The organism is Mameliella sp. CS4 (assembly GCF_019392335.1).
GTDB lineage: Bacteria > Pseudomonadota > Alphaproteobacteria > Rhodobacterales > Rhodobacteraceae > Antarctobacter.
In genome coordinates, this window is the sequence record NZ_JAHXRQ010000019.1 from 81,809 (window position 1) to 107,286 (window position 25,478).

At 65.4% G+C, this 25,478-nt stretch carries 26 protein-coding genes; 21 read left to right on the forward strand and 5 right to left on the reverse strand.

Translation table 11 applies throughout. From position 1 onward, the window contains the following. Positions 1 to 10: 10 nt before the first annotated feature. The 3 genes from pyrG (at position 11) to KZZ07_RS19885 (ending at position 3,335) form a co-directional block, all read left to right on the forward strand. Positions 11 to 1,654: a CTP synthase gene (gene pyrG, locus KZZ07_RS19875; protein ID WP_219516646.1), complete on the forward strand. Its 1,644-nt coding sequence runs from the start codon at positions 11 to 13 to the stop codon at positions 1,652 to 1,654. A gap of 7 nt (positions 1,655 to 1,661) precedes the next feature. Then, positions 1,662 to 2,405: a hypothetical protein gene (locus KZZ07_RS19880; protein WP_219516647.1), complete on the forward strand. Its 744-nt coding sequence runs from the start codon at positions 1,662 to 1,664 to the stop codon at positions 2,403 to 2,405. 270 nt (positions 2,406 to 2,675) lie between these two features. Beyond that, positions 2,676 to 3,335, forward strand: coding sequence for a DUF2306 domain-containing protein (locus tag KZZ07_RS19885; protein ID WP_219516648.1), 660 nt, complete (start codon positions 2,676 to 2,678; stop codon positions 3,333 to 3,335). Here KZZ07_RS19885 and KZZ07_RS19890 read toward each other — a convergent pair. Then, the gene (locus KZZ07_RS19890; protein ID WP_219516649.1) at positions 3,316 to 3,807 is read right to left on the reverse strand and encodes a hypothetical protein; all 492 of its coding nucleotides are present in this window, start codon (positions 3,805 to 3,807) and stop codon (positions 3,316 to 3,318) included. The genes KZZ07_RS19885 and KZZ07_RS19890 overlap by 20 nt on opposite strands. A gap of 125 nt (positions 3,808 to 3,932) precedes the next feature. Here KZZ07_RS19890 and KZZ07_RS19895 point away from each other — a divergent pair, with 125 nt between their 5' ends. The 6 genes from KZZ07_RS19895 to KZZ07_RS19920 all read left to right on the forward strand — a co-directional run bounded on the left by KZZ07_RS19895 (position 3,933) and on the right by KZZ07_RS19920 (position 8,131). Continuing rightward, complete coding sequence (locus KZZ07_RS19895) at positions 3,933 to 4,724, forward strand: 23S rRNA (adenine(2030)-N(6))-methyltransferase RlmJ (protein WP_219516650.1); 792 nt, start codon at positions 3,933 to 3,935, stop codon at positions 4,722 to 4,724. Between the two features lie 52 nt (positions 4,725 to 4,776). After that, positions 4,777 to 5,220, forward strand: coding sequence for a tellurite resistance TerB family protein (locus KZZ07_RS19900; protein WP_219516651.1), 444 nt, complete (start codon positions 4,777 to 4,779; stop codon positions 5,218 to 5,220). 40 nt (positions 5,221 to 5,260) lie between these two features. Beyond that, complete coding sequence (locus KZZ07_RS19905; protein ID WP_219516652.1) at positions 5,261 to 5,701, forward strand: tellurite resistance TerB family protein; 441 nt, start codon at positions 5,261 to 5,263, stop codon at positions 5,699 to 5,701. Further along, positions 5,698 to 6,468, forward strand: coding sequence for a phosphate/phosphite/phosphonate ABC transporter substrate-binding protein (locus tag KZZ07_RS19910; RefSeq protein ID WP_219516654.1), 771 nt, complete (start codon positions 5,698 to 5,700; stop codon positions 6,466 to 6,468). Before KZZ07_RS19905 ends, KZZ07_RS19910 begins: the two co-directional genes overlap by 4 nt. Before the next feature lie 98 nt (positions 6,469 to 6,566). After that, positions 6,567 to 7,340 carry an ABC transporter ATP-binding protein gene (locus KZZ07_RS19915; protein ID WP_219516655.1) on the forward strand — a complete coding sequence of 258 codons (774 nt, stop codon included), beginning with the start codon at positions 6,567 to 6,569 and terminating at the stop codon, positions 7,338 to 7,340. Between the two features lie 65 nt (positions 7,341 to 7,405). After that, positions 7,406 to 8,131 carry a transporter substrate-binding domain-containing protein gene (locus KZZ07_RS19920; RefSeq protein WP_219516656.1) on the forward strand — a complete coding sequence of 242 codons (726 nt, stop codon included), beginning with the start codon at positions 7,406 to 7,408 and terminating at the stop codon, positions 8,129 to 8,131. A gap of 39 nt (positions 8,132 to 8,170) precedes the next feature. Here the strand turns inward: KZZ07_RS19920 and KZZ07_RS19925 are convergent, their stop codons facing one another. Further along, the gene (locus KZZ07_RS19925) at positions 8,171 to 8,413 is read right to left on the reverse strand and encodes a hypothetical protein (protein WP_219516657.1); all 243 of its coding nucleotides are present in this window, start codon (positions 8,411 to 8,413) and stop codon (positions 8,171 to 8,173) included. A gap of 135 nt (positions 8,414 to 8,548) precedes the next feature. On the opposite strand from KZZ07_RS19925, the gene KZZ07_RS19930 reads away from it, so the two are divergent. The 8 genes from KZZ07_RS19930 (at position 8,549) to KZZ07_RS19965 (ending at position 17,198) form a co-directional block, all read left to right on the forward strand. Beyond that, positions 8,549 to 9,430, forward strand: coding sequence for an ABC transporter permease (locus KZZ07_RS19930; protein ID WP_219516658.1), 882 nt, complete (start codon positions 8,549 to 8,551; stop codon positions 9,428 to 9,430). Beyond that, positions 9,427 to 10,233 (forward strand): ABC transporter permease, encoded by an 807-nt coding sequence (locus tag KZZ07_RS19935; protein ID WP_219516659.1) that lies wholly within the window; start codon positions 9,427 to 9,429, stop codon positions 10,231 to 10,233. Before KZZ07_RS19930 ends, KZZ07_RS19935 begins: the two co-directional genes overlap by 4 nt. A gap of 41 nt (positions 10,234 to 10,274) precedes the next feature. Further along, positions 10,275 to 10,694 (forward strand): acyl-CoA thioesterase, encoded by a 420-nt coding sequence (locus KZZ07_RS19940; RefSeq protein WP_219516660.1) that lies wholly within the window; start codon positions 10,275 to 10,277, stop codon positions 10,692 to 10,694. A 220-nt stretch (positions 10,695 to 10,914) separates the two neighbouring features. Next, positions 10,915 to 12,261, forward strand: coding sequence for a glutamine synthetase family protein (locus tag KZZ07_RS19945; RefSeq protein WP_219516662.1), 1,347 nt, complete (start codon positions 10,915 to 10,917; stop codon positions 12,259 to 12,261). Positions 12,262 to 12,316: 55 nt separating this feature from the next. Beyond that, a complete protein-coding gene (locus KZZ07_RS19950) occupies positions 12,317 to 13,015 on the forward strand; it encodes a type 1 glutamine amidotransferase (protein ID WP_219516664.1) in 699 nt (232 codons plus the stop codon). A gap of 17 nt (positions 13,016 to 13,032) precedes the next feature. Next, positions 13,033 to 14,406, forward strand: a complete 1,374-nt coding sequence (locus KZZ07_RS19955) for a glutamine synthetase family protein (protein WP_219516665.1) — start codon at positions 13,033 to 13,035, stop codon at positions 14,404 to 14,406. A 111-nt stretch (positions 14,407 to 14,517) separates the two neighbouring features. Next, entirely contained in the window at positions 14,518 to 15,819 is a 1,302-nt protein-coding gene (locus KZZ07_RS19960; RefSeq protein WP_219516666.1) for an NAD(P)/FAD-dependent oxidoreductase, read from the forward strand. Between the two features lie 173 nt (positions 15,820 to 15,992). Then, positions 15,993 to 17,198: a DegT/DnrJ/EryC1/StrS family aminotransferase gene (locus KZZ07_RS19965; protein WP_255564472.1), complete on the forward strand. Its 1,206-nt coding sequence runs from the start codon at positions 15,993 to 15,995 to the stop codon at positions 17,196 to 17,198. Positions 17,199 to 17,261: 63 nt separating this feature from the next. On the opposite strand, the gene phaR is transcribed toward KZZ07_RS19965, so the two are convergent. Further along, positions 17,262 to 17,798: a polyhydroxyalkanoate synthesis repressor PhaR gene (phaR, locus tag KZZ07_RS19970; RefSeq protein WP_219516667.1), complete on the reverse strand. Its 537-nt coding sequence runs from the start codon at positions 17,796 to 17,798 to the stop codon at positions 17,262 to 17,264. A 101-nt stretch (positions 17,799 to 17,899) separates the two neighbouring features. Continuing rightward, positions 17,900 to 19,441, reverse strand: coding sequence for an exodeoxyribonuclease VII large subunit (gene xseA, locus KZZ07_RS19975; RefSeq protein ID WP_219516668.1), 1,542 nt, complete (start codon positions 19,439 to 19,441; stop codon positions 17,900 to 17,902). Between the two features lie 140 nt (positions 19,442 to 19,581). On the opposite strand from xseA, the gene purD reads away from it, so the two are divergent. Genes purD through KZZ07_RS19990 form a run of 3 tightly spaced genes read left to right on the forward strand, consistent with a single transcriptional unit; the run spans position 19,582 to position 22,416 of the window. Continuing rightward, positions 19,582 to 20,847: a phosphoribosylamine--glycine ligase gene (purD, locus tag KZZ07_RS19980; protein WP_219516669.1), complete on the forward strand. Its 1,266-nt coding sequence runs from the start codon at positions 19,582 to 19,584 to the stop codon at positions 20,845 to 20,847. Next, on the forward strand, positions 20,840 to 21,418 hold the full coding sequence (locus tag KZZ07_RS19985; RefSeq protein WP_219516670.1) for a hypothetical protein: 579 nt from the start codon (positions 20,840 to 20,842) through the stop codon (positions 21,416 to 21,418). Before purD ends, KZZ07_RS19985 begins: the two co-directional genes overlap by 8 nt. Before the next feature lie 47 nt (positions 21,419 to 21,465). Continuing rightward, complete coding sequence (locus KZZ07_RS19990) at positions 21,466 to 22,416, forward strand: DMT family transporter (RefSeq protein WP_219516671.1); 951 nt, start codon at positions 21,466 to 21,468, stop codon at positions 22,414 to 22,416. On the opposite strand, the gene KZZ07_RS19995 is transcribed toward KZZ07_RS19990, so the two are convergent. Beyond that, positions 22,337 to 23,023: a thiamine diphosphokinase gene (locus tag KZZ07_RS19995; protein WP_219516672.1), complete on the reverse strand. Its 687-nt coding sequence runs from the start codon at positions 23,021 to 23,023 to the stop codon at positions 22,337 to 22,339. The genes KZZ07_RS19990 and KZZ07_RS19995 overlap by 80 nt on opposite strands. Positions 23,024 to 23,162: 139 nt before the next feature. On the opposite strand from KZZ07_RS19995, the gene KZZ07_RS20000 reads away from it, so the two are divergent. Then, entirely contained in the window at positions 23,163 to 25,361 is a 2,199-nt protein-coding gene (locus tag KZZ07_RS20000; protein WP_219516675.1) for a hypothetical protein, read from the forward strand. Positions 25,362 to 25,478: the final 117 nt, after the last annotated feature.

A 25,478-nucleotide genomic window follows, 5' to 3' on the forward strand; every position in this document is an offset into this window, starting at 1 on the left:
GGTTACCCAGATGGCGCGCTTCATCTTCATCACCGGCGGTGTGGTCTCTTCGCTTGGCAAGGGCCTTGCCTCTGCCGCTCTTGGCGCTCTTCTCCAGGCGCGCGGTTTTTCCGTCCGCCTGCGCAAGCTGGACCCCTATCTGAACGTCGATCCCGGCACCATGTCGCCCTTTGAGCATGGCGAGGTCTTTGTCACCGACGACGGCGCCGAGACCGATCTGGACCTGGGCCATTACGAACGTTTCACCGGCGTGCCTGCGCGCAAGACCGATTCCATCTCTTCGGGGCGGGTCTACACCAACGTGCTGGAGAAAGAGCGGCGGGGCGACTACCTGGGCAAGACGATCCAAGTCATTCCGCACGTCACTGACGAGATCAAGAACTTCATCTCGATCGGTGAGGACGAGGTCGACTTCATGTTGTGCGAGATCGGCGGCACCGTCGGCGACATCGAGGGCCTGCCCTTCTTCGAGGCGATCCGCCAGTTTTCCCAGGACAAGCCGCGCGGCCAGTGCGTCTTCATGCACCTCACCCTGCTGCCCTGGATCAAGGCCAGCGGTGAGCTCAAGACCAAGCCGACCCAGCACTCGGTCAAGGAGCTGCGCAGCATCGGCCTTGCGCCGGACATCCTCGTCTGCCGGTCCGAGGGGCCGATCCCGCAGAAAGAGCGCGAGAAACTGGCGCTCTTCTGCAACGTCCGCCCCGATGCCGTGATTGCCGCACAGGACCTGTCGTCGATTTACGACGCGCCGCTGGCCTATCACCGCGAGGGGATGGACCAGGCGGTTCTGGACGCCTTCCAGATCAGCCCGGCGCCCAAGCCCGACCTGTCGAAATGGGAGGACGTCAGCGACCGCATCCACAACCCCGAGGGCGAGGTCAACGTCGCCATCGTCGGCAAATACGTCCAGCTTGAAGACGCCTACAAGTCCATCGCCGAGGCGCTGACCCACGGCGGCATGGCCAACCGGGTCAAGGTCAAGGTCGAATGGGTCGATGCCGAGATCTTTGACCGCGAGGACCCGGCGCCGCATCTGGAGAAGTTCGATGCCATCCTTGTCCCCGGCGGCTTTGGCGAGCGCGGGACCGAGGGCAAGATCAAGGCGGCGCAATTCGCCCGCGAACACAAGGTGCCGTATCTGGGCATTTGCCTGGGCATGCAGATGGCGGTGATCGAGGCCGCGCGCAACGTGGCCGGCGTGAAAAAGGCCGGGTCCGAGGAATTCGACCACGAGGCCGGGGAAAAGCGGTTCGAACCCGTTGTTTATCACCTGAAAGAATGGGTGCAGGGCAACGAGAAGGTCAACCGCCGCCCGGACGACGCCAAGGGCGGCACCATGCGGCTGGGCGCCTATGACGCGGTGCTCAAGGAGGGGTCAAAGGTGGCGCAGGTCTATGGCAAGACGGCCATCGACGAACGCCACCGCCACCGCTACGAGGTCGACATCAAGTACCGCGACCAGCTGGAAACCTGCGGGTTGGTCTTCTCCGGCATGTCCCCGGACGGCCGCCTGCCCGAGATCGTGGAATGGCCGGACCATCCGTGGTTCATCGGCGTCCAGTTCCACCCCGAGCTGAAGTCGAAACCCTTTGACCCGCATCCTCTTTTCAGGGATTTTGTGCGGGCGGCGAAAGAGGTGTCGCGGTTGGTTTGAGGGGAAAATGACTACTTCAGCACAACAATTGAGTTTCGTTCTGTCGAAGATAAATATCAGACAGCGCCTTAAGGACCGGTTTCTGACAGTAGTCGCTGATCTTCTGGACATCGAGGGCGCAGATAGGGAATTGGTCGTCCTCAGTCGTTTGCATGCGCTAGTCAAAGAGACCAAAGCCGATATCGACAAGCTGGAATATGATCAGCACCTGCAGAAACAGCTATACAGTTATATCAATCCTTTCAGCGGCCTTGAAAATTTCAGCCATGTGCACCTCACGATTGAAGGGGCAAGCAAGAACTTTCTCAAGCCTGAGAATATTGTGAACTTAAACAATATTCACTTTGCTCTCGATGGGAAGATTAATCGTCAACCTGCACCGCCAAACACGGAAGAAGCAGTGACAAAGTTTCGCTCCCTGAAGGAAGATTTGGCAAATATTGATATACCTTTAGATATTCGCCGAAACATTGCACAAAGAATAGACCATATAGTATCAATATTGGAGAACGCGGCGCTATTTGGAGCTGAGGATTTACGCTATGAGACGGAAGCTCTGGTAGGCGCGATTGTTCTCAACGCCCCAAGAACCGGGAATGATACGGCCGGATTTTGGCAAAAAGCTGCCAAAGCCGCCTCTTTGGCTTTGACTGCATTGGGATGGAGTGACAATGCGGTAAAGAAAGTCCTTTCGATTGCAGGCAACACCATGAAACTTCTGGAACATCTTCCAAGCAACGACGACGAATAGTTGCGTAAACCGCGCGAGCGCCGGCTGGCGAGTAGGCGCTCCAACGGTTGATCGGGTGCGCTTTATCACGACACGTCCTTTGGACCCCGATAGTCATCCCCCAGTTCTACCAAAGCGGCGGGCGGGTCATGCCCGAGGCATGCTTTCAGCATGACGCTCGCGCGGCGCCCTCCGGGCTTGAGTCCGCGCCCGGGCGCTTCGCGCTCGTTTCCAACACAGTGAGAGTGCTCCCCCCTTCCCGCCCCACACAATCCGCCCTACCCTTCCGCCATGTTCCGCCGCGTCCTGCCCTCCGTCCTGCTGATCCTTCTGGCCCTGATGGTGCTGCCCTTTGCCTGGCACGCGTTCACCCGGCCCGTGCTGGCGCTGCAAGGCGTGCCCGAGGCGCTGGGGCGGCTGTTTCATCCCGGCGCGCCGCTCTCGAACCTGGCCATCTATGCCCATATGATCACCGGCGCCGTCATCACCGCCACCGTGCCGCTGCAGCTCTTGCCGGTGATCCGGCGCCGCGCGCCGCGCCTGCATCGGGTTTCGGGCTATACTTTGGCCACGACCGCCGTGTTCACCGGCTTCGCGGGGCTGCTCTATATCGCGCTGCAGGGCACGGTCGGTGGCCCCTGGATGTCGGGCTGGTTCGCGCTGTACGGCGCGCTGATGATCCTCGCCGCCGCCAGTTCGGTCTATTATGCCATCGACAAGGATTTCACCCGGCACCGCCGCTGGGCGCTGCGCCTGATGGTGCTGGCGGTCGGCTCCTACCTCTACCGGCTGCACTACGGGCTATGGTTCGCCACGACGGGTGGCATCGGGGTGGAGGATTTCCAAGGCCCCTTCGACCGCGCGATGGTCTGGGCCTTCTACCTGCCCTACCTCGCCTTGCTGGAACTCTGGTTCGCAGGCGAACGGCGCCTCAGCCGAAGACCAGCGTAAAGACGCAGTTCCAGCCGCCCTCTGCCGTGCCGGGCGCACAAAAGCCGGTGCCAATCCGCCCCACCATCATGTAGAGCATCCCGCCGAAGGCCGCGCCATGCGTGAGCCAGACCAGCCGGGGGCGTTTGTCATGCGCGGTGCGGGTCAGGGCACCGTTGATGTCCGGGAAAGAGCGGTTGAGGCGCCGGAACTCGCGGCTCATGGTGATCGCAAGGTCATAGTGCTGCCGCAACGCCTGCCCGTTCACATAGGTAAAGATCGCGATGGCCAGCACGAACATCCCGGCGAAACTGCCCCCCATCTCGCCCTGGTAGAAATGCAGAAAGCCGAAGAGCGGAATGTAGGAGGTCAGGAACATGCCCCAGATGAAGTCGATCTTTTGCCAGATCATGACGTAGACGCGCAGGTACTCCAGCAGCTCCTTTTCCCGCGCCTCGCGGTCAATCACGCCCTGCACGCCGCCCTGTGCCATCAATCCGCCTCGCCAAGTTCCTTTGGGTCTGCAATACCGCATGAGATACCGGGTTGCGGGCGATGCGCAAGCGGCCAGCGCCGCAGGCCCTTGCCAGCCCCGCCGCAAACTCTTAGGCCGCTCACATGCTGTCCTATCAACACGCCTATCATGCCGGGAACCTTGCCGACGTGCACAAGCACGCCGCCCTGGCCTGGATGCTGGACTATCTGACCCGCAAGCCGAAACCGCTGAGCTATATCGAAACGCACTCGGGGCGCGGGCTCTATGACCTGGCGGGGGCCGAGGCGGTCAAGACCGGCGAGGCGGCACAGGGGATCGCCCGGGCCGAAAGCTGGTTCGGCGCCGATCATCCCTATGCCCGGGCGCTGACCCGGGTGCGCGCTGAGCGGGGACCGACGGCCTATCCCGGTTCGCCCCTGATCGCGCAAAGCCTGTTGCGCGAGGACGACCGGCTGCACCTGGCAGAACTGCATCCCCAGGAACACGAGGCGCTGGCCCGTGCGGTGCGGGCGCCCAATACGCGGGTCTACAAGCAGGACGGGTACGAGATGGCGCAAAGCCTCTGCCCGCCCGATCCCCGCCGCGGGCTGATGCTGATCGACCCAAGCTGGGAAGTGAAGGCGGATTACGCCAGTGTGCCCCGGACCATGCAGGCGCTCGCCCGCAAATGGAACGTGGGCGTCCTGGCACTGTGGTATCCACTGCTGCGGGACGGGACACATGCGCCCATGCTGCGCCAGTTGGAGGCCGCGTTTCCCGAGGCCCTGCGCCATGAAGTCCGTTTTCCGCCCGCCCGTGACGGGCACCGGATGATCGGTTCCGGACTGTTCGTGGTGAACCCGCCCTGGGGGTTGGACGCTGCACTGAAACCACTCTCGGCCCAATTCGCGAAGACCGCAACACCAGGCAGGTGACGTGGCCTCTGGCGCCGTGCTACGCCTTTGCCGAACCATCAGGAGGCCGACCATGTTCGAGCGGTTGAAAGCCTTTTTCCACCACGGTCCGCGCCAGCCCGCGCCGCTGCCGGAGCCGGATGCCAAGCTGGCGCTTGGCACGCTTCTGGTCCGCGTGGCGCGGGCGGACGATACCTATCTCTTCGAGGAAATCAGCCAGATCGACCGGACGCTGTCGGCGGCTTTCGGGTTGAACCCCGTCGAGGCCGCCAAGATGCGCGCCACCTGTGAAAGACTGGCCCGCGAGATCAAGGATGACGCGAAGATGATGGCTCTGATCCGCGAAAACGTGGACTATGCCCACCGCGTCGAAACCGTTCAGGCGCTCTGGCAGGTGGCCTGGGCCGATGGGATCACCGACGCCCGCGAGGCGGCGCTGGTGCAACTGGTCGAAGAGGCGCTTGGCGTCGCGCCGCATGACAACGAAGCGGCGCGCAGCGCGGCCGTCATCCCCTGAGGAATTGTGTCCGCCCAAAACCGGGCCTATATCGCAGATCATGTTCGCAGATTTCCTCAAGCGCCTGACGGCGACCGACCCCGCCCCCTTGCCCGACGAAGACGCCCGACTTGCGCTGACCGCGCTCTTGGTCAGGGTCGCCCGCTCCGATGGTTCCTTCGACGACAGCGAGCGGGACCGCATCGACCGCATCATCGCCACGCGCTATGGGCTGTCCCCCTTCGAGGCCGCGCGCCTGCGTGGCGAAGCCGAGGGGCTGGAGGCAGAGGCACCCGACACCGTGCGCTTTACCCGCGCGATCAAGGATGCCGTCCCGTACGAGCACCGCATCGCGGTGATCGAGGCGCTCTGGCAGGTGGTTCTGGCCGATGGCGTGCGCGAGGCCGAGGAGGACGCGCTCTTGCGGCTGGTTTCGAACCTCCTGGGGATCAACGACCGGGACAGCGCGCTGGCGCGGCAACGGGTCGAGCAAAAGAAATGATCGCCAGCCTGCCGATGTACTGGCGGGAAGAGAACGCGCGGTCCTGGCGCGACTTCTGGTCGTGCGTGCAATCGGCGGGCGGCCGCCACGGGTTGGAGTTGCCGGACCTGACACCGCCGGACGCGATCCCCGAACCGTGGAGCGATCACTGGTTGCGGGACGATCTGGCCGTGTCGATGACCTGCGGCTTGCCTTTTCGGACGGTGCTGAAGAACAGGGTGACCTACGTGGGAACGCTCGGCTTCGGCCTGAACTGCACGCCGGGACACTATTACTCGCGCGTCTTGAGGCACCTTGGTCGCCATGATCCGCGTGACGTGAAGGGGATCGACGGCCTGCGCCTCGCCTACAATTCCTCCGACAGCCAGTCCGGTTGGGCGGCTTCGCAAGGGGGCACGCCCTTTGCCAGGGTGCCGACTTACAGTGCATTCGTCCAAACCGGCTCCCATGCCGGTTCGCTTGATGCGGTGGCTCAGGGACACGCGGATATCGCATTTGTCGATGCGGTGACCTGGCGTCTGCTCAAGCGTTTTGAGCCAGCCTCCGCCAAGGTCCATGTTGCCGGCCATACAGCGGCCACACCGGGATTGCCCTTGATAGCCTCCCGAGGCACTGATCCTGCGCCGCTTCGGGCGGCGCTGCTTGACGCGGTCGTTGACTTTGTTCCGCAAGGCGACCCTTACGAGATGGGCGGCCCGCTTTCCTTCCACGTCTTCGACCCCCAACGCTATTTCGACCTGCCTGTCCCGGCATCACCGCCCACCTGACCCGAGGTCACGCAGGGCTTTTTGCGACCCTCCCCCTTGCCAAGCCCGCACGATTGCGTGTTGATACCGGGCATCCCGCGATCTGTCCGAGGCTCCGCTTGTCCGAAACGCCCGTCATCGAAATCCGAAACCTGCACAAGGCCTATGGGTCGCTCGAAGTGCTCAAGGGCGTGGATATCACGGCGCGCAAGGGCGATGTCGTCTCGCTGATCGGTTCGTCGGGATCCGGCAAGTCGACGCTGCTGCGCTGCTGCAACCTGCTTGAAGACAGCCAGCAAGGAGAGATCCTGTTCAAGGGTGAGCCGGTCCGCTGGAAGGGCGACGGCCACAACCGCCGCCCGGCGGACGCCAAGCAGGTCCTGCGCATCCGCACGAACCTGTCGATGGTGTTCCAGCAGTTCAACCTTTGGGCTCATATGACCATCCTGCAGAACGTCATGGAGGCACCGGTCACGGTGCTTGGCCGCGACCGGGCGCAGGTGGAAGAGGCCGCGCGCGGCTACCTGGACAAGGTGGGCATCGGCGACAAGTGCGACGCCTACCCGGCCCAGTTGTCCGGCGGCCAGCAACAGCGCGCCGCCATTGCCCGCGCGCTCTGCATGGAGCCAGAGGCGCTCCTCTTCGACGAGCCGACCAGCGCGCTGGACCCGGAACTGGAGCAGGAGGTCGTACGGGTGATCAAGTCGCTCGCACAAGAGGGGCGCACGATGCTGATCGTGACCCATGACATGAAGATGGCCTCTGATGTCAGCGACCACGTGGTGTTCCTGCACCAGGGGCTGATCGAGGAACAGGGCCCGCCGGAGACACTCTTCGGCGCGCCGAAATCGGAGCGGCTTCGGGGGTTCCTGAAGTCGACCGTCCATGCCTAGGCCCCCAGGGCCAGCAACCAAAAATCGGCGGGACAGCCGCCGGAAGACCAACAGGGAGTAACGAAATGAAGACGTTTTTGATCGGCACCGTGGCGCTGACGATGTTCGCCGGTGCGGCCTTCGCGGAAAGCCATTCGGTGGTCCGTCTCGGCACCGAGGGCGCCTACCCTCCGTACAACTACATCGACGATGACGGCGAAGTGGCCGGCTTTGAACGCGAGCTTGGCGACGAATTGTGCAAGCGCGCCGAGCTGACCTGCGAATGGGTCACGAACGAGTGGGATTCGATCATCCCCAACCTCGTCTCCGGCAACTACGACACGATCATCGCGGGCATGTCGATCACGGATGAACGGGACGAGGTCATCGACTTTACCCAGAACTACACCCAGCCCGACCCCTCCGCCTTCCTGGCAATGGACGGGATGGACCTGGACATGGAAGGCGGCATCTTTGCCGCGCAGGCGGGCACAATTCAGGCCTCCTACATCGCCGAGATGGGCGCCACGCTGGTCGAATTCGCAACGCCGGATGAAACCATCGCCGCCGTGCGCAATGGCGAAGCCGACGCGGTGCTGGCCGACAAGGCCTACCTGGCGCCCATCGCCGAGGAAAGCGCCGATCTGGCCTTTGTCGGTGACGACGTCCTGATCGGCGGTGGCATCGGCATGGGCCTGCGCGAAAGCGACGGCGAGCTGCGCGCCAAGTTCGACGCGGCCATCCAGTCGATGAAGGACGACGGCACGCTGAACGCGCTGATCGAGAAATGGGAAGTCGGCGAGACTTTCTGAAGTTTCGGGCCGCGCGGTGCGTGCCGCGCGGCCATTCCCTCAGCCTAGCAACGGGTCTTCAAAAGCCGGCGGCACAAAACCCTCATCGGTAAAGGATTCGCCCGCAATGTCGGGAATCTTGAGATAGGCGTAGGGGGTGAATGCGCCCTCCTGAAAGACCGGCGGACCGGACTTGCCCAGCAGCGGGTCTTCGAAGGTATCGATTGCGGGGGGCTGGAACATGCCCGATCCATTGTCGACGACAGCGGGGATCGGCTTTTTGAACACGAATTCGTCCGGCATTTTGGCCTCCTGAAAAAAATGAGTTGAATGGACACATCGTGCCGGGGAACTCTGCGACGGTCAACAAAGAAGGCGAAACAGGTGGACCTGACCGGGACGGAGAAAAGGTGACAGTGGGGACGCACAGGGGGCACGATGTTCGGTTTCTGCACTGATCCCGAAACGCTCTCGGACATCGCATGGATGGCTTGCTACCTGACCACGGGCAAGCACATGGCCATCTACTTTTCGGTGGGTACGGTCCTGCTGCTCCTTGCGATCACGGCCCCCGCCGCGCTGGCTTTCGGCTTTGCCGGGGCCTCGGCGGCCCGGTCGCGCATCCTGCCGATCAGCTGGCTGGGACGTGGGTACATCGCCGTGGTGCGCGGCGTCCCGGACATCGCCTTTTTCCTGTTCTTCGTGATCGCGCTCGACCAGTTCTTTGAATGGATCCGGCACGAGGTGAAATGCCCCGACTGGGATCAGCCGATCCGGCAGGGCAATGATTTCGTTGTCTGCGCCGCGGCCAAGCTGCCACAGGGCAACGCGGCACAATGGGTACACGAAACCTATGGATTCTTCTTGGCGGTGCTGACTTTTGCCATTGTTTTCGGGGCCTTCGCGGCCAATGTCCTTTATGGCGCGATGCGGGCCGTGCCCCGCGCCCAGATGGAAACCGCCGAGGCCTATGGCATGAGCCCGCGCCAATGTTACTGGCGCATCCTGGTGCCGCAGATGTGGGTCTTTGCCCTGCCCGGCCTGTCGAACCTCTGGATGGTGCTGATCAAGGCGACACCGCTGCTGTTTCTCCTCGGCGTCGAGGATATCGTCTACTGGGCGCGCGAACTGGGCGGGACCAAGACAGCCCGGTTCACCGACTATCCACATGGCGACTGGCGCATGTGGTATTTCCTGGCCCTGCTGGTTTTCTACCTGCTGTTCACGCGGGCGTCGGAGATCGTACTCGACCGGATCATGAAGCGGTTGACCCACGGCCAGGCGACCTCCGGCGGCGAAGCGCAGAGGAAAGCGGCATGAGCTGTTTGCAGACCATCGCCGACTATGGCTTGCGCTCCATCGGCATCGGCGAGCGGTTGTTGCCGCGCGAGGATTTCACGCTCTGCCAGCAGTTTACGCTGATCGGCTCGGGGATGATCTGGAACGTCTACTTCGGGTTGATCGCCCTCTTGACCGGGTTCTTCCTGGCGACGGTGGTGGCGCTGGGAAAGGCGTCCTCGAACCCGCTGGCGCGCAAACCCTCGGAATGGTTCATCTTTGTTTTCCGTGGTAGCCCGCTGTTTATCCAGTTCTTCTTTGCCTATTTCGCCTTCCTCAGCCTGAAATCCGTCTCGCCCGTCTTCGACCCCTTCACCTCGGCCTGGTTGGGGGCGGCGATCGTGCTGTTCCTGAACACCGCCGCCTATTCCGGTGAAATCTTCTATGGCGCGCTGCTCTCGATCCCCAAGGGCGACACGGAGGCGGCGGATGCCTATGGATTCTCGGGGCTGACCAAGTTCCGCAAGATCACCTGGCCCACCATGTTGCGGCTGGCCTGGCCCGCCTACACGAACGAAGCGATCTTTCTCTTTCACGCCACGACGCTGGTCTATTTCTCGGGCTTTCCGGCGTGGCGACAAAAGGGCGACGCGCTCTACTACGCCAATTACTTCGCTGACAAGACCTTCAACCCCTTTGTCCCATACCCGATCCTGGCGGGGTATTTCATCCTGGTGACGCTGGTTATCATCACCTGTTTCGGGCTGGTGAACCGGCGGCTGAACCGGCACCTGCCGCAAGAGGTGCGGGGGCGGTTGAAGATGCGGATGAACCTGATCCGCTGAAATTCCCCAAAGGGGGGCTGCAGCTAGATAAGGAAATCACGATGACCGCCACGATCACTTTTCGCTCTGTCGTAGATCCGTCCGACTGCGACTTCCTGGGGCACATGAATGTCTCGCGCTACTTCGCCGCCTGTTCGGACGGGGTCATTGCAATCCAGTCCGAAATGGGCCTGACCGCCGAGGACATGCGCCGCGGGCGACAACTATCCTTTGCGGTGGTCCATGCTGAGAGCGACTTTCTTGCCGAACTGGAGGCGGGCGACAGCATTCGACTGGAAAGCGAAGTGCTGGCGATCGGGAGCAAGTCGATGACCTTCCGGCATCGGCTGATCCGCTGCGGCGATGAAAAACTGGCCTTTGAAACACTGTTCAAGTGCGTAATGCTCTCTCTGGAAGCCCGGCGGGCGATGGATGTGCCCGACGATGTGCGGGAGAAGGCGCGGGCCTTCATGCCGGAGTAACCAGACCCGGCGGCAGGTGGTGCGCCCTGTACGTTTTGTACAAAACGTACGTCGATTCCGGCAAAACGTACAAACCGGCAAGGAACGGTTAACCCGGGCCAAACTGTGCCCGCAAAAGGGGCGGCCAGCCGCGTCCCGCGACGTAGCGGACACGCCCCCCTTGCCCAACGGCGCGGGCTCGCCTATGAATTTGATCAAATTCTGAAAGCACGAGATCCCCATGCCCGCCCCCAGCGCCGACTGGCTGCACGACCGCCCGCAAATCCGCACCATCCGAGCCGCCGCCTGTGACGTGAATGGCGTCGCCCGGGGCAAACGCATGCCCATCCCCAGCGCCGTCAAGATGCTCACGGGCGGCACGCGCTTTCCCTTCTCGGCGCTGAACGTCGACATCTGGGGCGAGGACATCGCCGACAGCCCGCTGGTCTTTGACAGTGGCGACCGTGATGCGATCCTGTTCCCGACCGAACGCGGCTTTGTCCCCATGCCCTGGCTGGAGGCGCCGACCGCCCTGCTGCCGATCTGGATGTTCCACGAGGACGGCCGCCCCTACGAGGGCGATCCGCGCCACGCGCTGTCCTTCGTGCAGAAACGCTTTGCCGAAAAGGGGCTGACTCCGGTTGTCGCGGTCGAGCTGGAATTCTACCTGATCGACGACAGCACGCGGCGCCTGCAGGTGCCGATCAGTCCCCGCTCGGGCAAGCGGCGGGACGCGGCGGAGGTGCTGTCGATCCGGGCGCTGGATGCCTTCGACATCTTCTTTACCGACCTCTACGAGGCCTGCGAGGTCATGGACATTCCCGCCGACACGCTGATTTCCGAGGCGGGAATCGGCCAGTTCGAGGTCAACCTGATGCACCAGGCGGACCCGTTGAAAGCCGCCGACGATGCCTGGCTGTTCAAGCAGCTGGTCAAGGGGCTGGCCCGGAAACACGGCTTTGCCGCCAGCTTCATGGCGAAACCCTATGAGGATTATTCGGGCAACGGGATGCATGCGCATTTCTCGGTGCTGGACAAGGACGGCAAGAACATCTTCGACAACGGCGGGCCTGAGGGCACGGATGCGCTGCGCCATGCCATCGGCGGCTGTCTTGCGGCGCTGTCGGACAGCGCGCTGGTCTATGCCCCGCATCTGAACAGCTATGAGCGCATCGTGCCCGGCTCTCACGCGCCCTCGGCGATCTGCTGGGCCTATGACAACCGCACGGCGGCGGTGCGCGTGCCCTCTGGCCCGCCGGCGGCACGCCGGATCGAACACAGGGTCGCGGGCGGTGACGTGAACCCCTACCTGGCACTGGCGGCCATCCTGGGTGCCGCGCTGATGGGCATGGAAGACGGCACAGAGCCGCCCGAGCGCATCACCGGCAACGCCTACGACCAGGACCTGCCGCATATCCCGCGTGACTGGGGCAGCGCCATCGAGGCCTTTGCCGACAGCAAGGTGATCCCCCGAATCTTTCCGCAGGAGCTGATCCGCAATTTTGTCCTGACCAAGCGGCAGGAGTTGCGCGACCTGGCCGAGTTGACCAAGCACGAACAGATGGACCTTTACCTGGATACGGTCTGAGCTTGCAGGGCGCGCGGCGCGCGCCTAGCTTGCGGGCCAGGAACATGGGTGTTTCATGAAAATCGGCATATTGCAGACGGGCATCGTGGTGCCGGAACTGGCGCAGGACCACGGCCAGTACCCGGAAATGTTCATGGATCGCCTGTCCCACGCCGGGTTCGCGTTCGAGACCTGGTCCGTGGTCAACGGGGAATTTCCGCCGGGACCGGAGGCCGCCGACGGCTGGCTGATCACCGGCTCGCGCCACGGGGTCTATGAGGATCACGCCTGGCTGCCGCCGCTCGAAGAGTTGATCCGGCAGATCGTCGCGGCGGGCAAGCCGCTGGTGGGGATCTGTTTCGGTCACCAGGTCATCGCGCAAGCGCTGGGGGGCCGGGCCGTGAAATATCCCGGCGGCTGGGCCGTGGGGCCGCAGACCTATGACTTTGCGGGACGCGGGCCGAAAACGGTCATGGCTTGGCACCAGGACCAGGTGACGGAGCCGCCAAAGGGCGCGGTGACGCTGGCCAGCAATGAGTTCTGCAGACATGCGGCCCTGCTCTATCCCGGCAAGGCCTACACGGTGCAGCCCCACCCCGAGTTCGACCGCGCCTTTACCAAGGGCCTGATCGACAAGCGCGGTCGCGGCGTGGTGCCCGACGAGATCCTGCAAGAGGCCGAGGCCGGGCTGGATGCGCCCCTGGACAGTGCCGAACTGATCGACGACCTGATTTTCTTCCTGAAACACAAGCGGCTGCCAGAGCGCGCCGCCTGAAACGCAAAGGACATTCCGTGGACACGAGCGCCCCGAAAGATTGGACCGAAAGCCTGCCCGAACCGGCCCGCGCCTACCTGGAGGGGCGCCGCCTGGACGAGGTCGAATGCATCGTCTCGGACCTGCCCGGGATCGCGCGGGGCAAGGCGGTGCCGGCCTCGAAATTCGCCCGGATGGACTATTTCCACCTGCCGGATTCGATCTTCTTCCAGACCATCACCGGCGACTGGGGCGAGGCCGCGGGAGAGGACGGGTTCATCGAACGGGACATGATCCTGAAGCCCGACATGAGCACCGCGACCGCCGCGCCCTGGACCGGCGACTGGACCCTGCAGGTGATCCACGACGCCTATGACCGGCACGACGTGCCGGTGCCCTTTTCCCCGCGCAACATCCTGAAACGGGTGATGGGGCTCTACGAGGCGCAGGGCTGGAAACCCGTGGTGGCGCCGGAAATGGAGTTTTACCTGGTGGCGCGCAACGTCGACCCGGCCAAGGACATCGAGCCGATGATGGGCCGCTCCGGCCGCCCTGCCGCCGCGCGCCAGGCCTATTCGATGACCGCCGTGGACGAGTTCGGCCCGGTGATCGACGATATCTATGACTTCGCCGAGGCGCAGGGATTCGAGATCGACGGCATCACCCAGGAAGGCGGCGCCGGGCAGTTGGAGATCAACCTGCGGCATGGCTCGCCCGTCAAGCTGGCGGACGAAGTGTTCTACTTCAAGCGGCTGATCCGCGAGGCGGCGCTGCGGCACGATTGTTTCGCCACTTTCATGGCCAAGCCCATCGCCGACGAACCGGGCAGCGCGATGCACATCCACCACTCGGTGCTGGACCTCGAAACCGGGAAGAACCTGTTTTCCGGCCCGCAGGGCGGTGAAACGGATGCCTTTTTCCATTTCATCGGCGGGCTGCAGGCGTATCTGCCCTCGGCCATCGCGGTGCTGGCGCCTTACGTGAACAGCTATCGACGCTACGTGAAGGACCACGCGGCGCCGATCAACCTGGAATGGGGACGCGACAACCGCACGACAGGCATCCGCATCCCGCTGTCCGGCCCAGAGGCGCGGCGGGTGGAGAACCGGCTGGCGGGCATGGACTGCAACCCCTACCTCGGCATCGCGGCCTCGCTGGCCTGCGGCTATCTCGGCCTGATGGAAGAGCGGCGCCCGTCGAAGCAATTTCGCGGCGATGCCTACGAGGGCGAGGGCGACATTCCCCGGGTTCTGGGCCAGGCGCTGGACATCTTCGACGGAGCCGACGCGCTGCACGAGGTGCTGGGGCCGGAGTTTGCGAGGGTCTATTCCATCGTCAAGCGTACGGAATACGAGGAATTCCTGCAGGTGATCTCTCCGTGGGAGCGAGAGCACCTGTTGTTGAACGTGTAATCCAGCGGTGCGCGCTGACGCGCGCGCAGGTGGTGGGATGGGGGCTCTGCCCCCGGCTCTGCGAGCCTCCCCCGGAGGTATTTTCAGCCAAAAGAAACCGGGAGTTGTCCTGTGAATCTTCTGTTTTCCAATGACCGGCGCGGGGCCTATCCCGAGAGTTGGTATGCGGCGGTGACCCCGGAATTGCCGCCCTACCCGGTGCTGAAGGGCGAGGTGCGGGCCGATGTCTGCGTCGTGGGCGGTGGGTTCACCGGGCTGTCGGCGGCGCTGCATCTGGCCGAAGCCGGGTTGGAAGTCGTGCTGGTCGAGGCGCATCGGGTGGGCTTTGGCGCCTCGGGACGCAACGGCGGGCAGCTGGGCAGCGGCCAGCGGCAGGACCAGGTCAAACTGGAGAAGATGGTGGGGCGCGAAGAGGCGCGCCGGTTCTGGGACCTGGGTGAGGCGGCCAAGGCGCTGGTGCGGGACCTGGCGGCCCGGCATGGGATCGACTGTGATCTGCGCGACGGCATCGCTTGGGCCGGGTCCTCGGACGGATCGGTGCGCGAGCTGCACGACTATGCCGCGCATATGGACCGTCACTATGGCTATGCGCTGGAGGTGCTGGACATGGAGGCCTTTGCGGCGCTCTGCCCCTCTCCGGCCTATCGCGGCGGGGTGCTGGACCGGGGGGCGGCGCATCTGAACCCGCTGAAACTGGCGTTGGGGCTGGCACGGGCAGCAGAAGGCGCCGGGGCGCGGATTTTCGAGCGCAGCCATGTGCATCACATCCGGCATGGCAAGACGGTGACCGTGCAGACCGACGCTGGGCGCGTGGTGGCCGATCACCTGGTTCTGGGCTGCAACGGCTACCTGGGCGGGTTGGACCGGCAGGTGGCGGCGCGGGTCATGCCGATCAACAATTTCGTGGTGGCGACGGAACCGCTGGGGGCAGAGGCCGGACGCGTGCTGCGTGAGGAAATCGCGGTGTCGGACGACCGCTTTGTCGTCAATTACTTCCGGCTGTCGCCGGAGGGGCGGCTGCTGTTCGGCGGCGGCGAGAGCTATGGCTATCGCTTCCCCGCGGACATCCGCGCGACGGTGCGCAAGCCGATGCTGGAGATCTTTCCGCATCTGCGCGACGTGGAACTGACGCATGCCTGGGGCGGGACGCTGGCGATCACCATGAAACGCCTGCCGCATCTGGCCCGGCTTGCGCCTAATGTGCTGAGCGCCTCGGGCTATTCCGGGCACGGGGTGGGCAACGCGGTGCAGGCCGGCCTGTTGATGGCCGAGGCGGTGCGCGGGCAATCGTCAGGCTTCGACGCCTTCGCCGCCCTGCCCAGCCCCGCCTTTCCGGGCGGCGCCGCGTTCCGGTCGCCCCTGCTGGTGCTGGCGATGACCTGGTACGCGATGCGCGACCGACTGGGCCTGTAGCCTGCACTCACTCCGACAATTGGGACAACTGGATCGGATCCGTGGAGCGGATCCAATGCCGTGCCCGCGACCAAACGCACTGCTTGCCGGAAGGGCCTGCGACGCTTTGGGGCTTCCCTCACACCCTTAACTGTTTTACATTTTCGAAAACCGAACTTCAGGATTTTGAAAACATGCTTCCGAACATGCACGATGCCGAGCCGATCCCGGCCGAGGCCCGCGCCGAGATCGACCGCCTTTTGCAGTCCGGCGACCTGTTCCGGTACACCGCCCCCGAAGATGCCCCCGTTGCCCTGCTGGAACGCGAGTTCGCCGAGTTCATGGGCGTGAAATACGCCCTTGCGGTGTCGAGCTGTTCGGCGGCCCTGTTCCTGTCGCTGGAGGCGCTGGACCTGCCCAGGGGCGCGCGCGTCATGATCCCCGGCTTTACCTTTGCCGCCGTGCCCTCGTCGATCGTGCACGCGGGGCTGGTGCCGGTGCTCTGCGAGGTGGGCGAGGATTACCGCATCGACATGAAGGATTTCGCCGCCCGCCTGCCCGGCGTGCAGGCGGTTATCGTCAGCCACATGCGCGGCCATACCTCGGACATGGACGCGATCCTGGCGCTTTGCGCCGAGGCGGATGTGCCGGTGATCGAGGATGCGGCACACAGCCTGGGCACCACCTGGCACGGGCGCAAGATCGGCACGCTGGGCCGTGTCGGCTGTTTCAGTTTCCAGAGCTACAAGCTGGTGAATGCCGGCGAAGGCGGCATCCTGGTGACAGACGACGCCGAGATCGTGGCCCGCGCCGTGATCCTGTCGGGCGCCTATGAGCACGCCTGGAAAAAGCACCTGCGCCCCGGCGACAATACCGCCGAGCTGGAAGAGGCCTTTGCCCGCTGGCAGAACAAGCTGCCGCTCTACAACCTGCGCATGTCGAACCTCTCGGCAGCGGTGATCCGGCCGCAACTGCCGCATATCGACCGTCGGGTAACGGACGGGCGCCGCAACCATGACCATGTCGCGGCGCAGATCGACCGCAGCCCCTGGATCGCGGTCCCGGCAAAGCTGGCGCCCGAGGAACGCGCGCCGGATTCGCTGCAGTTCAACCTGTGCGGCATGAGTGACGCCGAGGTGCGCGCCTTTGTCGAGTCCGCCGGGGCCGAGGGCGTCAAGGTGCAGGTCTTTGGCCTGAGCCGCGACAATGCCCGCGCCTATTGGAACTGGCAGTTCCTGCCCGAAATGCCCGAGTTGCCGCGGACCCGCGCGATGCTGATGCGTGCCTGCGACACCCGCCTGCCCGCCCGCCTCTCACTCACGGACTGTGACGCCGTGGCCGCGGTGCTGACACGCGCCGCAGAACAGGCCATGACGCCGCAACGCGCCTACGGCACCTGAGGCGGTCAGGCCGCGCCCCTGTCGCCGCAACGAGGGCGGCCGGGGCGCCCCCGGCCGGATAGATCACTTGTCGAGCTTGGACAGCTTGTTCTGCAGGTCGGACAGCTGTTTCTTGATGGTCTCGAGGTCTTCCTTGCTTTCCTGCGCGGGCTTGTCGCCCTCTTCACCGGGAAGCTGACCGCCCATCGCCTTGAGGAAAGCCTCTTGCTGGGCCTGCATCGCCTCGAACCCCTTGGCCATCGGGTTCATGGAATTGACGTTTTCGAACCACTTGGACTGGCTGTCGCGGAACATCTCGAAACTGGCGGCCAGGAACTGCGGCACGGCGCTGGTGGCCTGGGTGGTATAGCTGCGCACCAGGTCGGTCAGCACGTTGATGGGCAGGACGCTCTGGCCCTTGCTTTCGTGCTCGGCCACGATCTGCAACAGGTACTGGCGGGTCAGGTCGTCGCCGGATTTCAGGTCGACAATCTTGACGTCGCGCCCGTCGCGGATGAACCCGGCGATGTCCTCGAGCGTGACATAGTCGGAGGTCTCGGTGTTATAGAGCCGCCGGCTGGCATATCGCTTGATCAGCAGCGGTTTTTCACTCTCGGCCACAGGCGCCCTCCCCGGCATTGGTGCAATGCAGCGAATCCTATGCGAGTGCAGAAGAAAAGGAAAGCCTGCGGGCGGTTGTGACGCAGAATGAAGGTTCGGAGCTAGAACAGGCTGCCCTGTTCCGGCGGTTTCGGCTTGGCCGATTTTCGGGGTGAGGAACGCCCGCCAAGTTTGAGCGTGCCATCGGCAAATTCGATTTCGAGCCCCGTGGCGCCCTCGGCGGCGGCCCTGGTCGTGACCACATGCCCGTCGCCACGCACCACGGCGTAGCCGCGCCGCAGCGTTTCGCGGTAGCCCAGCGTCTCGTGCAGGCGCATCAGCGCATCCAGTTTGCGGCGCTTTTCGCCCTGGCGGGCGGTCATCGCCTCGTCCAGCCGGCGGGTCAGGCCCGCCAGCCGTTCCTGCCCCACCGCGATCTCGCGCGTGACCTGGCGCGGGCTGAGCCGGTCGGCGCGGCGGCCCAGCGCCTCGCGTCGGGCCGCGACCAGACGGGCCAGCGCCGGAGCAAGGCGTGCGGCGCGATCCTCCAGCCGCCGCTGCTCCACGGCGATGGCGCGGGTCAGGACGCCGGGGCGCAGGCTACCGGCGGTCTCTGACAGATGCAGCTTGCGCCGTTCCACCGACCGCGACAGGGCCAGCGGCAGGCGTTCGCCGTGCAGGTCCAGCCGTTGGCGCGGCCCATCCAGCAGTTCCTCGGGGCGCGGCAGAGCACGAGAGAGATCGCGTAGCCGTTGGCCCCGGACCTCCAGCCGCTGCGACATGGCGCGTTCCATCCGGGTGCCGAAATCGCGCACCGCGCCGATCAGCTCCATGCGCACGGGCACCGCCAGTTCCGCCGCCGCTGTGGGCGTCGGCGCCCGCCGGTCGGACACGAAGTCGATCAGGGTGGTATCGGTTTCATGCCCCACCGCCGAGATCAGCGGGATGTCAGAGGCCGCCGCCGCCCGCGCCACCACTTCCTCGTTGAAGCCCCAGAGATCCTCGACCGAGCCACCGCCGCGCGCGACAATCAGCAGGTCGGGGCGCGGCAAGGCGCCGCCGGGGGTCAGCCGGTTGAACCCCTCGATGGCGCGGGCCACCTCGGGGGCGCATTTCGCGCCCTGCACCGCCACCGGCCAGATCAGCACCTTGCGCGGGAACCGGTCGCGCAGACGGTGCAGGATATCGCGGATCACGGCGCCGCTGGGCGAGGTCACGACGCCGATGATTGCCGGCAGGTACGGCAAGCGTTTCTTGCGTTCGGGCGCAAACAGCCCCTCGGCCTGAAGGGCGGCCTTGCGCTTTTCCAGCATCGCCATGAGCGCGCCTGCGCCCGCCGGGCGGATGTCCTCGATCACGATCTGGTACTTGGACTGGCCGGGGAAGGTTGTCAGGCGCCCGGTGGCGATGACTTCCATCCCCTCTTCGGGCTGGGTCTGCAGACGGGCGGCGACCCCTTTCCACATCACGCCCGAGATCACCGAACGGTCGTCCTTGAGGTCAAGGTAGACATGCCCCGAGCGCGGCCGCGACACGCGTCCAACCTCTCCCCGCACCCGGACAAAGCCGAATTCGCCCTCGATCACGCGCTTGACCGCGCCCGACAGTTCGCTGACGCTGAATTCCGGCGTGTTGCCCTCTGGTCCGTCGTCAATCAGGTCCATGCCGCCTCGCTTGCTCTTGCCTGCCGCTGACCTTAAACGACGGCCAACCGCCCGAAAAGACGCCCCCGGCGTCTTCTTGGTCCAAATCCCCGGGGAAGCGACGGGTCCGCCTGCCCCCCGGCCAGCATAGGAGTGCGCCCGTGAACATCCTCATCCTCGGCAGCGGCGGCCGCGAACACAGCCTCGCCTGGGCCACCTTGCAGAACCCGAAATGCGACAAGCTGATCGTTGCCCCGGGCAACGCCGGGATCGCGCAGATCGCCGAATGCGCGCGGCTGAATATCGAGGACCCGGGCGCAGTGACGGAATTCGCAGGCGAAAACGCCATCGACCTTGTCATCATCGGCCCCGAGGCGCCGCTGGCCGCAGGTGTGGCCGACCGCCTGCGCGAGTCGGGCATCCTTGTCTTCGGGCCCTCGGCGGCGGCGGCCCAACTGGAGTCGTCGAAGAAATTCACCAAGGAAATCTGCGACGCGGCGGATGCGCCGCAGGCCAGCTGGGTGGCCTTCAATGGCCCGTCGGGTGCGCATCACTACATCGAAGCGGTGGGCGCGCCGATCGTGGTCAAGGCCGACGGGCTGGCGGCCGGCAAGGGCGTCGTTGTGGCGATGGACGAGGAAACCGCCAAAGCCGCCGTGGACGAGATGTTCGGCGGGGCCTTTGGCGAGGCCGGGGCCGAAATCGTCATCGAGGATTTCATGCAGGGCGAAGAGGCGAGTTTCTTCGTTCTGGTCGACGGCGAGACCTGCCTGCCCATCGGCACCGCGCAGGATCACAAGCGCATCGGTGAAGGCGACACCGGCCCCAACACCGGCGGCATGGGGGCCTATTCGCCCGCGCCCGTCATGACAGACGAGGTCACGCAAAAGGCGCTGGAGGAAATCGTGCGCCCGACGATGGCCGAGATGGCCCGGCGCGGGATGCCCTACCAGGGTGTGCTTTACGTTGGCTTGATGATCGAGAACGGCCAGCCCCGGCTTGTGGAATACAACGTCCGTTTCGGCGACCCCGAGTGCCAGGTGCTGATGCTGCGGCTGGGCGCGCAGGCGCTGGACCTGATGCATGCCTGTGCGGATGGACGTCTGGCCGAAGCGCAGGTCACCTGGGCCGAAGATCACGCGATGACCGTGGTCCTGGCCGCCGAGGGCTATCCCGGCGATTATGCCAAGGGCACCGAAATCCGCGGGCTGGACGCCCTGCCCGAGGACAGTTTCCACATGATGTTCCACGCCGGGACAAAGGCGGAGGGCGGCAAGGTGCTGGCCAATGGCGGGCGGGTGCTGAATGCCACCGCGCGCGGCGCAACGCTGCAAGAGGCGCGCGACCGCGCCTATAGGCTGGTGGATGCGGTCGACTGGCCCGAGGGCGTACATCGCCGTGACATCGGCTGGCGCGCGCTTGGCTGAGACCTATCGCTTTTGTCCCGCGCCGCTGCGCGGGCCGCAGGATTGGCAGCTGGACGGAGACATTCTGACCGGGCCGCAGGGGCCCCTTGATTTGTCGACGGTCGATCAGGCCACCCTTGTCGACTCGAAGGTCCAGCTGATGCGGTTGCGGCGGCTGGACCTGACAGCACCATCGGGCCTGATCCGGATTACCATCAACAGCCGCCTCGGCCTGCCCGCCGACCACCCGGATCGGGCCGCCCACCGCGCGCTCTGCAGCGCCGTGGCCGAGCGGCTGGCCCGTCATGCCCCGGACCTGCCGGAGCGGATCGGCGAAACCGGCAGGCTGCGCATGGTCTGGTTCGGGATCGGGGTCCTGGCGCTGGTGATGGGGCTGGGCATCGGGATCGCGGCGCTGGCCACCGGGGTCGAGACCGACCGGCTGGTCGGCATGGTGGTGCCGGTCGCCGCGCTGACCCTGTTCGGAGCTGTGACCCTGTACAGCTACGCCCCCTGGCGCCGCAGTCCGGAACTGCCCGTCGCCACGCTACCCGCCTTGCTGGAGACCCTGGACCGCCCCGACGGCAGCTAGGCGCTTTTGCCGTTTCGCCCCGGTCACCCCGTCGCTAGGGTCCGCGCATGAGCAGCACCGATCTTGATCGCCCCATGATGGGCATTTCCCTGATGCTGGCGTTTTGCCTGCTGGCGCCCTTTGCCGATGCGCTGGCGAAACTGCTGGGCCCCGAGATGGCGGTGGGCCAACTGGTGACGCTGCGCTTTGCCTTTCAGGCGGCGATCCTGGTGCCTCTGACCGTGGCGACACGCCGGGTCTGGCAGATGGACGGGCGCATCCTGTTCTATGTCACCCTGCGCACACTCTTGCATATCGCCGGGATCTCGCTGGTCTTTACCTCGCTTCTGTACCTGCCGCTGGCCGATGCCATCGCCATCGCCTATGTGATGCCCTTCATCCTGCTGCTGCTGGGGTTCTGGTTCCTGGGAGAAGAAGTGGGCTGGCGGCGGCTGGCGGCCAGCGCGGTGGGGTTCATCGGCACGCTCATGGTGGTGCAGCCGGCCTTTTCCGAGGTTGGCTGGCCCGCGCTTTTGCCGCTGGGCGTGGCGGTGGTCTTTGCGCTCTTCATGCTGGTGACGCGGCGCATCGCCGGAGAGACCGATCCCATCGCGATGCAGGCGGTCTCGGCCATGATCGCGCTGGCGATCATGGTGCCGGTCATGGCGCTGACGCCGCGCGACGCGGTCGAGGAGCTGGCCTGGATCGCGCCCTCTGCCCGCGGATGGGGCCTGATCACGGCGATGGGCGTCGCGGGGACGCTGGCGCACCTGTTGATGACATGGTCGCTGCGCTATGCGCCCGCCTCGACCCTGGCGCCGATGCAGTACCTGGAAATCCCCTTTGCCACCGCCGTGGGCTATGTGATCTTCGGCGACCTGCCGGGGCCGCTGGCGACGCTGGGGATCGGTGTCACCATCGCCGCCGGGCTGTATATCGTCATGCGCGAGCGGGCCATCCACCGGGCGCGGCGGCCAGTCCCGCAAGCAGTGCATTCAGGCATTCCACCGGCAGGATGAGCAGCATCGCGGGCGCATCCATCGACAGGCGTACCGGCCCCGTCACCTCGTTCGAGGTGCCCACCGGGCCGGAGGGCGCAAAGTTCAGCCCGTCGATGGGCCAGCGCAGCCCCTCTGACCGACCCGTGACCGGCGCCATCGGGAACAGCGACAGCCGCGTGCCCGGAGCAAGGTCCAGCACCAGCTCGGGCGGGCAAAGCAGCGTCACGTCCTCGGCCCCGATCAGCACGCAGCGTACATCGGCGCGCGCGGCCAGCACCGTCATGGCCGCCAGCTGATGATCCAGCCGCTTGCCCAGGAACCCGTAGCCAAAGACCAGCGGCGCCGAGATATGGCGCAGGCACTTGTCGAAATCGGTGCTGTCCTGTTCCGCGATGGGCCGCAGCACGCCGGGATCCAGCCGGGCTTGCACCTCTGGCGCCAGCGAATCCATGTCACCATAGACCGCGTCGGGCATCCGCCCCTGCGCCAGCACCACGGCCGCGCCGCTGTCGGCCGCAACGACCACCTCCGCCGCCTGCACCGCCCGGGCCAGCACCGCGTCATCGACCTCGCCGCCGCCCACAAGCAGAACCGGCGCATCGCTATGAACAATTTTAGATTTCATGGCGAATTAATGGCGGTTTGGGAAACAGATCACAATCCGGTCACGAAATGATACCCTTCCGGGCACAGATTCGATCAGCTTTCGTCCCGGTCAGCGTGGTAAACACTCTGTTGCAGAACGAAAGAAAGTGAGCAGCACTATGGTGAGTTCGAGCAAGATCCTGACCGTGTCCTACGGCACCTTCTCCTGCACCGCCGAGGGGTTCGACGATCCGTTGGAGGCGGTCAAGGAAGCCACACAATTCTTTCGCGGTGTCGTGGGAGAGGACCGGTTCTTTGGTGCCGAACCGCCGCAGTTCGATCCCGAACTGGCTTCGGAGTACCTGCGCGACCGCCTGTCGGAGCCGGGCAGCGGCACGCTGTCGCTGGGCAGCCCGCCGCGCGTCATGGCCGCCGCCGCCTCTGCCGGGGCGATGGCCGCCGCGATGTCGGGCCGCGCCGACGAGACCACTGCCGATGACCTGCTGCCCGATGACGATACCATCGAGGCCACCGCCGTTCTGACCGAAAGACCGGAGCCCGCGACCGCCGACCTCGTCCCCGAGGTCGCGCTGGACGACGTGGCCCCCGACGGGCCGGAGGCTGCGCCTGCTCCGCAGACCTCCGCTCCGGACGATATCACCGCCAAGTTGAACCGGATCCGTGCCGTCGTCGCCTCTGTCGAGGAAGAGGATGCGCAAGAGCCGCCGGTGGCAGAGGTGGAAAAGCCTGAAGAGGCGCCCGAAAGCGACGCACTGGAAACGCTGCTGGACGAACTGGTCGTCGAAAGCGGCGACGCCGACGCGCCTGAGCTGGACGACTCCCTGTTTGCCGAAGAGGACGAAGAGGACTCCGATGTGGGTTCGGGCCTGTCCGCCGAGCTTGAGGAACCGGAAGAGGACCACGACAGCGCACTGGATGCCGCCGTGGCCAGCCTGATGGCCGAGGACGACGACGAGGAAAATGAGCGGACCACGGGCGCCTTGCCCCTGGCCGCCACGACCGCCATCGCCGCTGCAATGGCCACCGGGCCGATGCGCCCGGATGCCGGGCCGGACGAGAGCGATGACCTGGCCGAGGCGCCCGAGGATGATGCAGAGACCGCGCTTGACCGGGCCTGGGCGGCAGAGGCCGCGCCGGACCCGGTGGCAGAAGCGCCCGAACCGGCACAGATGGATGACCTGCCCCCCGAGGATCAACCCGAGCCCGCCCCGGTGCGCGCCCGCATCGTCAAGGTCAAGCGCGCCGTCTTTGAACAGGCCATCGACGAAGGCACGCTGGAAGAAGTGCTGGACGACACCGCGCCCGGGGGCTTCACCCCGGACGAGACCAGCAGCCTCAGCCCCGAGGAAGAAGAGGAACTGGCCCGCGAACTGGCCGCCGTGAAGGCGGAACTGGCCAGCGACTTTGGCGCCTGGGACGAGGATGACGATGCCGCCCTGGCGGATGCCACGGACACTGTCGCGGACGCGGACGCGGACGCGGACCTGATGGCCACCGCAGCCGCAACTGCCGCCACGCCCGATGAGGCCTCCGCGCCTCTGCGGCTCGACAACCCGATCACCGCCCCCGAGGCCGAGCCGGCCCGGGACTGGGACGAAGAGGTGGCCGAGGCGGTCCAGGACAGCGCCCGCAAGGCCGTCAAGCTGGCCAGCCCCGCCCGCGCCATGCTGACCGAAGGAGAGGTCGGCGACGGCGACACCTCACGCCTGCTGGACCAGACCAACACCGAGATGGACGAACCCGAGGGCAACCGCCGTCGCACCGCCATTGCCCACCTGCGCGCCGCCGTGGCCGCCACCAAGGCCGACCGGCTGCTGGGCCAGAAGGCGGATGCCGCCGAGGAACAGGAACCCTACCGCGAGGACCTGGCCAACGTGGTGCGCCCGCGCCGCCCGCAAAGCGTGAGCCACCCCAGCCCCCGCCCCGCGGCCCATGACGATGCGCCCACGCCGCTGAAACTGGTTGCAGAACAGCGTGTCGCCGCGGCCTCTGACGCCGCCGAGGCCGGCCCGGTCCGCCCGCGCCGCGTGCGCCGCACAGAGCCGGCGCCGGACACCACCGCAGAGTCCGGCTCCGCGTCCGGCTTTGCCGCCTATGCCCAGGACGTGGGCGCCGCCGACCTGCCAGAGCTCCTGGAGGCCGCCGCCGCCTACATGTCCTACGTCGAGGGCCGCGACCAGTTCTCGCGCCCGCAGCTGATGACGACATTGCGCCAGGCCGAGGTTACCGACAGCTCCCGCGAGGACCGGCTGCGCAGCTTTGGCCAGCTGCTGCGCGAGGGCAAGATCCGCAAGACGTCGGGCGGACGGTTCACCGCCGCCGAGACGATCAGCTACAAGCCCGCCGCCAACGGCTGATCCCGCACCGCAAGACGAAAGAAAGCCCCCGTGCCAGGCACGGCGCCATTCCGAGTTGTAGGACACGAGCGGCGGATTTTCTGTCGCTCGTTTCCGTTTTCGATGGCGCGCTATCGG